This window comes from Rhizobium sp. LC145, assembly GCF_001005825.1.
In the GTDB taxonomy this organism is placed as follows: Bacteria; Pseudomonadota; Alphaproteobacteria; order Rhizobiales; family Rhizobiaceae; genus Neorhizobium.
Genome location: NZ_LBHV01000008.1, coordinates 248520 through 261680, shown reverse-complemented (window position 1 = coordinate 261680; position 13161 = coordinate 248520). Strand labels below are relative to the sequence as shown.

Genomic DNA, 13161 nt, shown 5'->3' with positions numbered 1-13161 from the left:
GCTCTCCCTTGATTAGAGGTCGAGGACCAGACGCTCCGGATCTTCCAAGCTTTCCTTGACGCGGACCAGGAAGGTCACCGCTTCCTTGCCATCCACCATGCGATGGTCATAGGAGAGCGCCAGATACATCATCGGGCGGATCACGACCTGACCACCGATCGCAACTGGACGCTCCTGGATCTTGTGCATGCCGAGGATGCCGGACTGCGGCGCGTTGAGGATCGGCGAGGACATCAGCGAACCGTAGACGCCACCGTTCGAGATGGTGAAGGTGCCGCCCTGCATGTCGGCCATCGACAATTGGCCATCACGGGCAAGTTTGCCCAGGCGGCCGATATCCTTCTCGATCTCGGCGATCGACATCTGGTCTGCATCGCGCACGACCGGAACGACAAGACCCTTGTCGGTGCCGACGGCGACGCCGATATGGCAGTAGTTCTTGTAGATGATATCCGTGCCGTCGATCTCGGCGTTGACCGCCGGCAGTTCCTTCAGAGCATGTGTGACCGCCTTGGTGAAGAAGCCCATGAAGCCGAGCTTCACGCCGTGCTTCTTCTCGAAGATATCCTTGTACTTGTTGCGCAGATCCATGACCGCCTTCATGTCCACCTCGTTATAGGTGGTGAGCATGGCGGCGGTGTTCTGTGCATCCTTCAGGCGACGCGCGATGGTCTGGCGCAGACGCGTCATCTTCACGCGCTCTTCGCGGGCGGCGTCTTGCGTGGTCGACGGGCTGCGTGCAGCCTTCGGAGCCTCGGACGCTGCAGCCGGAGCGGAAATGCCCTTGGCGACGGCGGCGATCACGTCGCCCTTCAGAACCTGGCCACGCTTGCCGGAACCATCCACCTGTTCAGCGGACAGGTTGTTTTCCGCGAGCATCTTGGCGGCGGCCGGTGCCGGCGGCATCGAGGAAGCGCCGGCGGGTGCGGCAGCCGGAGCCGGTTCCGCGGCCTTGGCGGGGGCAGCTTCGGCAGCCTTTGCAGGCTCGGCGGGCTTGGCCGGAGCAGCGGCACCGGCACCCGCGCCACCTTCGGCGATCTGGCCGAGAAGGGCGTCGAGACCGACGGTTTCACCGTTCTGTGCGACGATTTCGGTCAGCACGCCGGAAGCAGGTGCCGGAACTTCGACTGTGACCTTGTCGGTTTCGAGCTCGACCAGCGGCTCATCGGCCTTGACCGTGTCGCCCACCTTCTTGAACCAGGTGCCGACGGTCGCCTCGCTCACGGACTCGCCAAGGGTTGGGACGCGGATTTCAGTGGCCATGATCTGTTTCCGTTTTCTCAGATATCGTTCGTGTCGATGGTTGGGAGAGGAGGCTGAAAATCAGCCTCCGAGCGCGTCTTCGAGGAATGCTTCGAGCTGTGCCAGATGCTTGGACATCAGGCCGGTGGCCGGCGAGGCGGCAGCCGGACGGCCGGTGTAGCGGACCCGCTGATATTTTGCATCGATATGGGCCAGTACCCACTCCAGGTAAGGATCGATGAAAGCCCAGGCGCCCATGTTCTTCGGCTCTTCCTGGCACCAGACCATCTCCGCGTTCCGGAAGCGGGAAAGCTCGTTGATGAGGGCCTTCGCCGGGAACGGATAGAGTTGTTCGATGCGTAGCAGGTAGACGTCGTCGACGCCGCGCTTCTCGCGCTCTTCCAGAAGGTCGTAATAGACCTTGCCCGTGCAGAGCACGACACGCCGGATCTTGCTATCCTTCTGCAGCTTGATCGGACCGTCCTTGATCACCTCCGCATCGTCCCAGAGGAGACGGTGGAAGGAGGACTCGCCCGCCATTTCGGTAAGCGTGGAGGTAGCCCGCTTGTGGCGCAGGAGAGACTTCGGCGTCATCAGGATGAGCGGCTTGCGGAAATCGCGCTTCACCTGCCGGCGCAGGATGTGGAAGTAGTTGGCCGGCGTCGTGCAGTTGGCAACCTGCATATTGTCTTCGGCGCACATCTGCAGCCAGCGCTCCAGGCGGGCCGAAGAGTGCTCCGGGCCCTGGCCTTCATAGCCATGCGGCAGCAGGCAAACGAGACCGGACATTCTGAGCCACTTGCGTTCGCCAGAGGAGATGAACTGATCGAAGACGACCTGTGCGCCGTTCGCGAAATCGCCGAACTGGGCTTCCCAGAGCGTCAACGCATTGGGACGCGCGAGCGAATAGCCGTATTCGAAGCCGAGGACGGCCTCTTCCGAAAGCATCGAGTTGATGACTTCGTAACGGGCCTGGGTCGACGCCATGTTGGCGAGCGGTATGTAGCGCTCCTCGGTTTCCTGATCGTAGAGCACGGAATGGCGCTGCGAGAATGTACCACGTTCGCAATCCTGGCCGGAGAGGCGGATCTTCGTACCTTCCACGACCAGCGAGCCGAAGGCGAGCGCCTCGGCCATCGCCCAATCGATGCCCTCGCCAGTCTCGACCATTTGCGCCCGGTTTTCCATGAAGCGCTTGATGGTGCGATGGGCGTTGAAGCCTTCCGGGATGGTGGAAAGCTTGCGGCCGATCTCCTTGAGCTGCTTCATCGGTACGGCCGTCTTGCCACGGCGCTGCTCGTCGGCATTGTCGGCGGAACGCAGGCCCGACCACTGTCCGTCCAGCCAGTCGGCCTTGTTCGGCTTATAGCTCTGGCCAGCCTCGAACTCGGCTTCGAGATGCGCGCGCCAATCGGCCTTCATCTTTTCGAATTCGCCTTCGGTGATGAGGCCTTCGGCAATGAGGCGATCGGCATAGAGCTGCGTCACGGTCTTGTGGCCGCGGATGACCTTATACATCTTCGGCTGCGTGAACGCGGGCTCGTCGCCCTCGTTGTGGCCGAAGCGGCGGTAGCAGAACATGTCGATGACGACCGGCTTGTGGAACTTCATCCGGAACTCGATTGCCACCTTGGCGGCGAAGACGACAGCTTCCGGGTCGTCGCCGTTGACGTGGAAGATCGGCGCCTCGATCATCTTTGCGACGTCGGACGGATAGGGCGACGAACGCGAGAAGGCCGGATTGGTGGTAAAGCCGATCTGGTTGTTGATGATGAAGTGCATGGTGCCGGCGACGCGATGCCCGCGCAGACCGGAAAGACCGAGGATTTCCGCGACCACGCCCTGGCCGGCAAACGCAGCATCGCCGTGCAGCAGCAGCGGCAGCACCTTGGCGCGCTCCTTGAGCGGGATGACGTCGCCTTCCCAGGCCTTTGCCAGCATGTCCTGCTTGGCGCGCGCCTTGCCCATGACGACCGGATTGACGATCTCGAGATGCGACGGGTTCGCCGTCAGCGACAGGTGGACCTTGTTGCCGTCGAATTCGCGGTCGGAGGAAGCACCCAGATGGTACTTCACGTCGCCGGAACCTTCGACTTCGTCGGGCTTGAAGGAGCCGCCCTTGAACTCGTGGAAGACAGCCCTGTGGGGCTTATGCATGACGTTGGTCAGCACGTTCAGACGACCACGATGGGCCATGCCGAGAACGACTTCTTCGAGGCCGTCCTGACCGCCGCGCTTGATGATCTGTTCGAGCGCCGGGATCAGAGATTCACCGCCGTCGAGGCCGAAGCGCTTGGTGCCCTTGAACCTGACGTCGAGAAACTGCTCGTAACCCTCGGCTTCGACGAGCTTGGAAAGGATGGCCTTCTTGCCCTCGGGCGTGAATTCGACGCCTTTGTCCGGCCCTTCGATACGCTCTTGAATCCACTGCTTCTCCTCCGGATTGGAGATGTGCATGAATTCGACGCCAACGGTGGAGCAGTAGGTACGCTCGAGGATATCGATCATCTCACGCACGGTCGCGTATTCAAGGCCGAGCACGTTGTCGATGAAGATCTTGCGGTCGTAATCAGCTTCCGTGAAGCCGTAGGCCGTCGGAGACAATTCGTTATAGTCCTCGACCGGCGCAGCAAGGCCGAGAGGATCGAGCTTGGCATGCAGGTGGCCGCGCATACGGTAAGCGCGGATCATCATGATGGCGCGCACGCTATCGCGCGTCGCCTGCAGCACTTCCGCTTCGCTGACGGGCTTGCCGGTCGCGGCAGCCGTGGCTTCGGCCTTCGCCTTCACCTTGCCTTCGATGGCCTTTTCGACCACTGGCCAATTGCCGTCGAGCGCCGAGACGAGCTCGCCATTGGCCGCGATCGGCCAGTTCTTACGCTGCCAGGAAGCCCCGGTCGCTGCCTTCTTCACATCTTCGGGGTTATCGGCCAACGCCTTGAAGAAGGACTGCCATTCCGGGCCTACCGAATTCGGATCTTCCTCGTAGCGGGCATAGAGCTGCTCGATATAAGATGCGTTCGCACCGTCGAGAAAAGAGGTGATGAGGAACTGCTCGTTGGCTTCTTGCCGTGCCATGATGCTTTGCGGACGCCGCGTCCGCCTCCTGACGTAATGAGGCCGAAGAAGAGCGTCGGCCACCGCTTTCATTTGCTTGCGACACGGCCGATATCCAACCAGCCACGCATCGCTTGACGCTGAACTGGGCAGGCAAACCATGTTCCAGTTCGCCTGCCCGAAGCTTGTAACTATGTGGCGTCAGCCCTTGAGGACTTCAACCAGGGTCTTGCCGAGGCGAGCCGGAGACGGCGACACCTTGATGCCGGCCGACTCCATGGCCGCGATCTTCGATTCCGCGTCACCCTTGCCGCCGGAAACGACGGCGCCAGCATGGCCCATCGTGCGGCCCTTGGGTGCCGTGCGGCCTGCGATGAAGCCGGCCATCGGCTTCTTGCGGCCCTTCTTGGCTTCGTCGATCAGGAACTGCGCTGCGTCTTCTTCAGCCGAGCCGCCAATCTCGCCGATCATGATGATCGATTGGGTGGCTTCGTCGGCGAGGAACATTTCGAGGACATCGATGAACTCGGTGCCCTTGACCGGGTCGCCGCCGATGCCGACGGCCGTCGTCTGGCCGAGGCCTTCGTTGGAGGTCTGGAACACGGCTTCGTAGGTCAGCGTGCCCGAACGGGAAACGATACCGACCGAACCCTTACGGAAGATCGAGCCTGGCATGATGCCGATCTTGCACTCTTCCGGCGTCAGGATGCCCGGGCAGTTCGGGCCGAGCAACCGCGACTTGGAGCGGTCGAGGCGAGCCTTCACGCGCACCATATCCATCACCGGAATACCTTCGGTGATGCAGGTGATGAAGGGGATCTCGGCCTCAATCGCCTCGATGATCGCATCAGCGGCGCCTGCCGGCGGCACGTAGATCACGGTCGCATCGGCACCGGTCTTTTCCTTGGCTTCGGCGACAGTCGCAAAGATCGGCAGCACGGTGCCGTCGACGCCCGACGACCACGTTTCGCCACCCTTCTTCGGATGAATACCGCCGACCATCTTGGTGCCGTAATAGGCGAGCGCCTGTTCGGTGTGGAAGGTGCCGGTCTTGCCGGTCAGGCCCTGAACGAGAACCTTGGTGTCTTTGTTGACGAGAATAGACATTCTTTCCGGTCCTTCCAGATTAGGCTTTGATCGCCGCGACGATCTTCTTCGCCGCATCGTCAAGATCGTCGGCCGCGGTGATCGCGAGACCAGACTCGTTCAGGATCTTCTTGCCGAGTTCGACATTGGTGCCTTCGAGGCGCACGACGAGCGGAACCTTCAGACCGACTTCCTGCACTGCGGCGACAACGCCTTCAGCGATGACGTCGCAGCGCATGATGCCGCCGAAGATGTTGACGAGAATGCCTTCGACCTTCGGATCGGCCGTGATGATCTTGAAGGCCGCAGCGACCTTTTCCTTACCGGCGCCGCCACCGACGTCACAGAAGTTCGCCGGCTCCTTGCCGTAGAGCTTGATGATGTCCATCGTCGCCATGGCAAGGCCCGCGCCATTGACCATGCAGCCGATATTGCCGTCGAGCGCGACATAGGCGAGGTCCCACTTGGAGGCCTCGATTTCCTTGGCGTCTTCTTCAGTCTCGTCGCGCAGGCCCTTGACGTCGTCGTGGCGGAAGAGCGCATTGCCGTCGAACGACATCTTCGCGTCGAGAACGCGCAGGTGGCCGTTTTCCATGACGATCAGCGGGTTCACTTCGAGAAGAGCCATGTCCTTCTCGTTGAAGGCCTTGTAGAGCGCCGGGAAGAGCGCCTTGGCATCTTCGGCAGCAGCGCCCGAAAGCTCGAGAGCCTTGGAGATCTTCGCAATCTCATCAGCCGTGACGCCGGCTTCCGGATCGATGGCGATCGTGTGGATCTTCTCGGGCGTGTCGTGAGCGACAGCCTCGATATCCATGCCGCCCTCGGTCGAAACGACGAAGGCGACCCGACCAACGGAACGGTCGACCAGCAGCGAGCAATAGAGTTCGCGGGCGATATCGGCGCCATCTTCGATGTAGAGACGGTTGACCTGCTTGCCGGCTTCGCCGGTCTGCGCGGTCACCAGCGTGTTGCCGAGCATTTCCTTGGCATGAGCGACGACTTCATCGATCGACTTGGCGAGACGAACGCCGCCCTTGGCTTCTGGGCCGAGTTCTTTGAACTTGCCCTTGCCGCGACCGCCGGCATGAATCTGGCTCTTGACCACGTAGAGCGGGCCCGGAAGTTTCTTGGCGGCAGCTTCCGCCTCTTCGACCTTCAAAATGGCCACGCCTTCGGCAACCGGCGCACCGTAGCCCTTCAGAAGAGCCTTGGCCTGATATTCATGGATGTTCATGGGGCTTGATCCCTTTTTGAATTACTTGAGCGAAGGCGCGATGTTGATGCAGGCTTCGCAAAGGCCGGCGACGGCGCCGACCGACTTCTGGAAGGCGGCCTCTTCGTCCTTGTTGAACTCGACTTCGACGATGCGCTCGACACCACCGGCGCCGAGAACGACCGGAACGCCGACATACATGTCCTTGACGCCGTACTGGCCGGTCAGGTGAGCAGCGACAGGCAGGACGCGCTTCTTGTCCTTGAGATAGGATTCCGCCATCTCGATCGCCGAGGCGGCAGGCGCGTAATAGGCCGAACCCGTCTTGAGCAGGCCGACGATTTCGGCGCCGCCGTCACGGGTGCGCTGAATGATTTCTTCGAGGCGCTCCTTGGTGGTCCAGCCCATCTTGACGAGGTCGGTCAGCGGAACGCCGGCAACGGTGGAGTAGCGGGCAAGCGGCACCATCGTGTCGCCATGGCCGCCGAGAACGAAGGCCGTCACGTCCTGGACGGATACGTTGAATTCTTCGGCGATGAAGAGGCGGAAGCGAGCGGAGTCGAGCACGCCGGCCATGCCGACGACCATGTTCTTCGGCAGGCCGGAGAACTTCTGGAGTGCCCAGACCATCGCGTCGAGCGGATTGGTGATGCAGATCACGAAGGCGTTCGGGGCATACTTCTTGATGCCGGCGCCGACCTGTTCCATGACCTTGAGGTTGATGCCCAGCAGGTCGTCGCGGCTCATGCCCGGCTTGCGGGCAACACCCGCCGTAACGATGCAGACGTCGGCGCCTTCGATCGCGGAATAATCGCTCGCACCGGAAAGCTTTGCGTTGAACCCTTCGACGGGACCGGACTGGGCAATGTCGAGGCCCTTCCCCTGAGGGATACCATCGGCGATATCGAAGAGGACGACGTCGCCCAATTCCTTGAGGCTGGCAAGATGTGCCAGCGTGCCACCGATCATGCCAGAACCAATGAGTGCGATCTTCTTGCGCGCCATCGAAAAGCTTCCTTTCGAGATCCAAGTCCATTGCAGAGCACGGCGATGCCCGCCAATGTGGCTCCCGGCATACCGGCATCTTCCAAGATTGGCAATCGATTATTTTCGGATGATATTTTTCAATCGGTTAGATAACAAAATTCTTACGTAAACGTAAGAATTGATGACATGAAACCGTCAAATTACCTGTCGCTTTTCACGGTGGAGCTCAAGGTAATCCGGACTGCGCATCTCGAAGAGGCGTGAGACGGTACGGTCGAATTCGAAGCCCTCCGTGCCGCGCCTTTCGGTCAGCAGATCTTCTGGCGCGGTAGCCGCCGAAACGTAAAGCCGGACGGTATGGTCATATAGGGCGTCGACAAGAATGATGAACCGCTTCGTCTCGTTGCGCTTCTCGGGACCGAGCCGCGGAATGTGCTCGACGAAAATGGCGTCGTACCGATCGGCGAGCGCCAGATAGTCGGAAGCGCCGAGCGGCCTTTCGCAGAGATCGGCGAAGGTGAACCGCGCTGCGCGGCCGGCCTCCAGCGGCACGTGGATCGTCCTGCCCTTCATGGGAATTTCCGCCGGCTGCGCCCGCTTCCCTTCCGTGACCTGATGCCAGGCCGCTTCGAGGGCGGCATCGGCGCGGCCGTCGAGCGGTGTGACGTAGACCGGAAGGCTGGCAAGCTTCTGCATCCGGTAATCCGTCGGGGAATCGAGCGTCACCACATCCACATGCTGGCGTAGGAGATCGATGAAAGGCAGGAAAAGGCCGCGGTTGAGGCCATCCCTGTAAAGGTCTTCCGGAGCGACATTGGACGTGGCCACCAGCACGCACCCCAGATCGAAAAGCTCCTTGAAAAGCCGTGCCAGGATCATCGCATCGGTGATGTCCGTGACCGTAAACTCATCGAAGCACAGGAGCTCGGCTTCGGCAAAGATCGAAGCCGCAACCGGCGGCACCGGATCGGCTTCCTGCGTTTCTCCACTCTTGAGTTTCATGCGATGCGCATGGATGCGGCCATGGACATCCGCCATGAATTCGTGGAAGTGCGCACGGCGCTTCCGATCCACCGGAGCCTTTTTGAAGAACATGTCCATGAGCATGGTCTTTCCGCGTCCCACGCTACCATGCACATAGAGCCCGCGGACAGCCTTCGGCTTGCCCGAACCCTTGGCGAAGAGCCAGCCGAGCGCGCTTTTCTTCTTCGCCGGGCGGGCATCGCGAAGGTTATGCAATACGCGGTCCAGCCTGCCCGCCACCTCCAATTGCGCCGAATCCGCGGCGAGCGCTCCAGACGCTGTCAGCGCCTTGAGCTCCTCGCCAACGCTTTGCGTGTACTCGGGGATGGGTTCCAAACCGGCAGGACCTCGAAGAGCCTTATCGGCTCAGGCTGATCGGCTGCCCGGAATTGGTAGTGCCGTCAAAGCGGTTGTCGGCGCTCTTGTAGACGCGGCCGAGAACATTGCCGGCCCGGTCCTTGAACTGCACCGTCTTGCCGGCGACTTCCCAGGAGCCCATCGCGGTAAGTTCGCCGGCGCATCCGCGCGTGCCGCCGCGGGAACCGCTGCCGAGATTGGTGAGCGTCAGGAACATGTCGCAGTTCGAACCTGCATTCGCGACGCGCCAGCTACCGACCATGGATTCCTTCGTCACATCGAGCGCGCTCGCCGGCGGCGTCCCCGTCTGTGCGGCGGCGGCCATTTCCGGCGAAGCGGTAGGCGCGGATGGGAACTGCGATGGATTGGCTGCTCCGGGAGCCGGAAGGGAATTGGACTGAACCGACGGAACCGGCTGCGCCTGGAGAGGCGGCGGGGACGGCAGATTGCTGGAAGGATTAAAGGAGGTCCTTTGGCAACCGGCCAGCGATAGCGCAATGACAAGACCCGTCGCCACATATCTGAACTGCATCACATACTCCCGCGTTTCAGTTGGTACCCGCCGCGAATGCCCCTGAATTGAGACCGAATTATCGTAAACCGCTTTGGTTAATCAAGTCGTACCGGAAAATTCGCCGCGATTGCGTCATTCCGGCATCTGCTCCGATTTCGTACAGCATTTAAAAAAAACTCGCCGCCGCCGGGAAGGCAGCGACGAGTCTCATGGCTATGAACACGATGGTCGCAACCGTTATACGCGGCGCTCGACCATCATCTTCTTGATTTCGGCGATCGCCTTGGCCGGGTTCAGACCCTTCGGGCAAGCCTGCGCGCAGTTCATGATCGTATGGCAGCGATAGAGGCGGAAGGGGTCTTCGAGATTGTCGAGGCGCTCGCCCTTGGCTTCGTCGCGGCTGTCGATCAGCCAGCGATAGGCCTGCAGCAGAACGGCCGGACCGAGATAACGGTCGCCGTTCCACCAGTAGCTAGGACAGGAGGTCGAGCAGCAGGCGCAGAGAATGCACTCGTAGAGACCATCGAGCTTCAGGCGGTCCTCGTGGCTCTGCTTCCATTCCTTGGCGGGCGGCGGCGAAACCGTCTTGAGCCAGGGCTCGATCGAGCGGTGCTGCGCATAGAAATTGGTGAGATCCGGGACGAGGTCTTTCACCACCGGCATATGCGGCAGCGGATAGACCTTCACCGCGCCCTTCACGTCGTCCATGCCCTTGGTGCAGGCCAGCGTATTGGTGCCGTCGATATTCATGGCGCAGGAGCCGCAGATGCCTTCGCGGCAGGAGCGGCGCAGCGTCAAGGTCGGGTCGATCTTGTTCTTGATGTAGAGCAGACCGTCGAGGATCATCGGGCCGCAATCGTCGACATCGATATAATAGGTATCGATGCGCGGGTTCTGGCCGTCGTCCGGATTCCAGCGGTAGACGCGGTACTCCCGGACGTTCTTGGCACCTTCCGGCTTCGGCCAGACCTTGCCTTCGGTCATCTGAGAGTTCTTGGGGAGAGCGAGTTCAACCATATTGCAGGTTCCTTGAGATCAGTAGACGCGAGCCTTCGGCTCGATCTTGTGCGGATCGATGCCGTCTGCGATGAGCTCCGTATGGACGGGGCGGTAGTCGAGCTTCACGTCGCCCGCCTCGCTTACCCATGCGAGCGTATGCTTGCGCCAGTTCTCGTCGTCGCGACCGCCGAACGGACCGGACGTATAGTCCTCGCGGGCGTGGCTGCCACGGCTTTCCTTGCGGGCTTCCGCGCCGTAGACCGTGGCGATGGCGTTCGCCATCAGGTTTTCGAGTTCGAGCGTCTCGACGAGGTCCGAGTTCCAGATCATCGAACGGTCGGTAACCTGAACGTCCTTCATCTCGCCCCAGATTTCGGAAAGACGGCGGCAGCCGGATTCCAGCGATTCCTGGGTGCGGAACACGGCCGCGTCTTCCTGCATGGCGCGCTGCATCTTGTCGCGCAGCACCGCCGTCGGCGTGCCGCCCTTGGCATTTCTCAAACCGTCAAAACGATCCATGATCTTGTCGCAGGCGGTAATGTCGAGCGCCGGGATAGGCGCCGCACGGTCGATAACTTGGCCGGCACGGATCGCCGCGGCGCGGCCGAAGACCACGAGATCGATCAGCGAATTGGAGCCGAGGCGGTTCGCACCATGGACCGAAGCGCAGCCTGCTTCGCCAACAGCCATCAGGCCGGGCGCGATGCGTTCTGGATTAGCGCTATCGGCATTCAGCACCTCGCCCCAATAGTTGGTGGGGATGCCGCCCATATTATAGTGGACGGTCGGCAGGACCGGGATCGGCTCGCGGGTCACGTCGACGCCTGCGAAAATCTTGGCGCTCTCGGAAATGCCCGGCAGGCGCTCATGCAGAACCGCCGGATCGAGATGGTCGAGATGCAGGAAGATATGGTCCTTGTTCTTGCCGACGCCACGACCCTCACGGATTTCCAGCGTCATGCAGCGTGAGACGACGTCGCGCGAGGCAAGATCCTTGGCGGAGGGCGCATAACGCTCCATGAAGCGCTCGCCCTCTGAGTTGACGAGATAGCCGCCTTCGCCGCGCGCGCCTTCCGTGATGAGACAGCCCGAGCCATAGATGCCGGTCGGGTGGAACTGCACGAACTCCATGTCCTGGAGCGGCAGGCCGGCGCGCGCGATCATGCCGCCGCCGTCGCCCGTGCAGGTATGGGCAGACGTTGCCGAGAAATAGGCCCGGCCGTAGCCGCCGGTCGCCAGCACCACCATCTTGGCGGCGAAGCGATGGATCGTGCCGTCGTCCAGACACCATGCGACGACGCCGGTGCAGCGGCCGTCGTCCGACATGATCAGATCGAGCGCGAAATATTCGATGAAGAATTCCGCATTGTTCCTGAGCGACTGGCCATAGAGCGTGTGCAGGATGGCGTGACCGGTGCGGTCTGCGGCGGCGCAGGTGCGCTGCACCGGCGGGCCGGCGCCGAAATTCTGCATGTGGCCGCCGAACGGGCGCTGGTAGATCTTGCCCTCTTCATTACGGGAAAAGGGTACGCCGTAATGCTCGAGCTCGTAGACGGCCTTCGGCGCTTCCATGACCATGTACTGCATGGCGTCCACGTCGCCGAGCCAGTCGGAACCCTTGACTGTGTCGTAGAGGTGCCACTGCCAGCTGTCCGGCGTCATGTTCTGCAGCGAGGCGGCGATACCGCCCTGTGCCGCGACAGTGTGGGAGCGGGTCGGGAAGACCTTGGTGATGCAGGCGGTCTTGAACCCCTGCTCGGCCATGCCGAGCGTGGCGCGAAGACCCGCGCCGCCCGCGCCGACGACGATCACATCATAGGAGTGATCGACATAGGTATAGGCCTTGCCGTTCTGGGCGATGGGAGAAATCGATGCCATGACCGGATTATCCTGCGAATGCGATTTTCAGGACGGCGAAAAGACAGAGCCCGCCGACAAGAAGGGAAAAGAAGGCATTGAGGACGAGGGCCGCAAGCTTCATGCCTTCCGAGTGAACATAGTCCTGAATGATCTCTTCCATGCCGAGGCGCATGTGCACGATGCTGGCGATGATGGTCAGCGCATTGATCGTCGCAACGAAGGGATTGGCAAGCGCGCCGACCACGTCCGCATAGGGCTTGCCGACATGCATGATCAGGAAAACGATATAGAAGAGGATGAGGGGAACGAGGGCGACCGAAGTCGTCCGGACTTTCCAAAAGTGATCGGTGCCGCTCTTGGCCGAACCCAGCCCGCGAACCTTTCCGAGAGGAGTACGCATATCCATGGTCTATTCTCCTCAGCGGACCAGAAGCACGACCGCCCAGACCAGAATGGTCAACGCGATGGAAGCGACGAGATTGGCCTTGGCGAGCTTGGTCGAGAACTCCTTCTCGAAGCCGTAGCCGAGATCCCACATGATGTGGCGCAATCCGCCGAGCAGGTGATGGATGATCGCCCAGGTGTAGCCGAACAGGATGATCTGGCCGACGATCGTGCCGAACAGCCAATTGACCTGATTGAAGTATTCCTCGCCCGAAGCGGCTGCGATCAGCCAGGCAGCAACCAGGATCGTGCCGAAATAGAGTGCACCGCCGGTAATACGGTGAACGATCGACATCGCCATGGTGGGAATGAACTTATAGATTTGAAGATGCGGCGACAGGGGCCGGTTGTTTGTCACATTCGCCATCAGAACCTCGCG

11 protein-coding genes are annotated in these 13161 nt (G+C 61.2%); all 11 read right to left on the bottom strand.

Annotated elements, in window-relative coordinates; translation table 11 throughout:
- Window positions 1–12: 12 nt before the first annotated feature.
- The 11 genes from odhB to sdhC all read right to left on the bottom strand — a co-directional run bounded on the left by odhB (window position 13) and on the right by sdhC (window position 13149).
- Window positions 13–1263 carry a 2-oxoglutarate dehydrogenase complex dihydrolipoyllysine-residue succinyltransferase gene (gene odhB, locus YH62_RS21365; protein ID WP_046796295.1) on the bottom strand — a complete coding sequence of 417 codons (1251 nt, stop codon included), beginning with the start codon at window positions 1261–1263 and terminating at the stop codon, window positions 13–15.
- A 60-nt stretch (window positions 1264–1323) separates the two neighbouring features.
- The gene (locus tag YH62_RS21360) at window positions 1324–4320 is read right to left on the bottom strand and encodes a 2-oxoglutarate dehydrogenase E1 component (RefSeq protein ID WP_046796294.1); all 2997 of its coding nucleotides are present in this window, start codon (window positions 4318–4320) and stop codon (window positions 1324–1326) included.
- A gap of 180 nt (window positions 4321–4500) precedes the next feature.
- Window positions 4501–5406, bottom strand: coding sequence for a succinate--CoA ligase subunit alpha (sucD, locus tag YH62_RS21355; protein ID WP_046796293.1), 906 nt, complete (start codon window positions 5404–5406; stop codon window positions 4501–4503).
- Between the two features lie 19 nt (window positions 5407–5425).
- Entirely contained in the window at window positions 5426–6619 is a 1194-nt protein-coding gene (gene sucC / locus YH62_RS21350) for an ADP-forming succinate--CoA ligase subunit beta (RefSeq protein WP_046796292.1), read from the bottom strand.
- A 21-nt stretch (window positions 6620–6640) separates the two neighbouring features.
- Entirely contained in the window at window positions 6641–7603 is a 963-nt protein-coding gene (gene mdh / locus YH62_RS21345) for a malate dehydrogenase (protein ID WP_046796291.1), read from the bottom strand.
- 177 nt (window positions 7604–7780) lie between these two features.
- Entirely contained in the window at window positions 7781–8944 is a 1164-nt protein-coding gene (gene zapE, locus YH62_RS21340) for a cell division protein ZapE (RefSeq protein WP_046796290.1), read from the bottom strand.
- Window positions 8945–8966: 22 nt separating this feature from the next.
- Entirely contained in the window at window positions 8967–9497 is a 531-nt protein-coding gene (locus tag YH62_RS21335; RefSeq protein WP_046796289.1) for a protease inhibitor Inh/omp19 family protein, read from the bottom strand.
- Between the two features lie 219 nt (window positions 9498–9716).
- Complete coding sequence (locus YH62_RS21330; RefSeq protein ID WP_046796288.1) at window positions 9717–10496, bottom strand: succinate dehydrogenase iron-sulfur subunit; 780 nt, start codon at window positions 10494–10496, stop codon at window positions 9717–9719.
- 18 nt (window positions 10497–10514) lie between these two features.
- On the bottom strand, window positions 10515–12356 hold the full coding sequence (gene sdhA, locus YH62_RS21325; protein ID WP_046796287.1) for a succinate dehydrogenase flavoprotein subunit: 1842 nt from the start codon (window positions 12354–12356) through the stop codon (window positions 10515–10517).
- 7 nt (window positions 12357–12363) lie between these two features.
- The gene (sdhD, locus tag YH62_RS21320) at window positions 12364–12744 is read right to left on the bottom strand and encodes a succinate dehydrogenase, hydrophobic membrane anchor protein (protein WP_046796286.1); all 381 of its coding nucleotides are present in this window, start codon (window positions 12742–12744) and stop codon (window positions 12364–12366) included.
- A 12-nt stretch (window positions 12745–12756) separates the two neighbouring features.
- Window positions 12757–13149 carry a succinate dehydrogenase, cytochrome b556 subunit gene (gene sdhC / locus YH62_RS21315; RefSeq protein ID WP_046796285.1) on the bottom strand — a complete coding sequence of 131 codons (393 nt, stop codon included), beginning with the start codon at window positions 13147–13149 and terminating at the stop codon, window positions 12757–12759.
- Between the last annotated feature and the right edge of the window lie 12 nt (window positions 13150–13161).

Excerpts from the sequence above, each read along its gene's own strand:
- odhB (WP_046796295.1), bottom strand. The coding sequence starts at position 1,263 with ATGGCCACTGAAATCCGCGTCCCAACCCTTGGCGAGTCCGTGAGCGAG.
- YH62_RS21360 (WP_046796294.1), bottom strand. The coding sequence starts at position 4,320 with ATGGCACGGCAAGAAGCCAACGAGCAGTTCCTCATCACCTCTTTTCTC.
- sucD (WP_046796293.1), bottom strand. The coding sequence starts at position 5,406 with ATGTCTATTCTCGTCAACAAAGACACCAAGGTTCTCGTTCAGGGCCTG.
- sucC (WP_046796292.1), bottom strand. The coding sequence starts at position 6,619 with ATGAACATCCATGAATATCAGGCCAAGGCTCTTCTGAAGGGCTACGGT.
- mdh (WP_046796291.1), bottom strand. The coding sequence starts at position 7,603 with ATGGCGCGCAAGAAGATCGCACTCATTGGTTCTGGCATGATCGGTGGC.
- YH62_RS21335 (WP_046796289.1), bottom strand. The coding sequence starts at position 9,497 with ATGCAGTTCAGATATGTGGCGACGGGTCTTGTCATTGCGCTATCGCTG.
- YH62_RS21330 (WP_046796288.1), bottom strand. The coding sequence starts at position 10,496 with ATGGTTGAACTCGCTCTCCCCAAGAACTCTCAGATGACCGAAGGCAAG.
- sdhA (WP_046796287.1), bottom strand. The coding sequence starts at position 12,356 with ATGGCATCGATTTCTCCCATCGCCCAGAACGGCAAGGCCTATACCTAT.
- sdhD (WP_046796286.1), bottom strand. The coding sequence starts at position 12,744 with ATGGATATGCGTACTCCTCTCGGAAAGGTTCGCGGGCTGGGTTCGGCC.
- sdhC (WP_046796285.1), bottom strand. The coding sequence starts at position 13,149 with ATGGCGAATGTGACAAACAACCGGCCCCTGTCGCCGCATCTTCAAATC.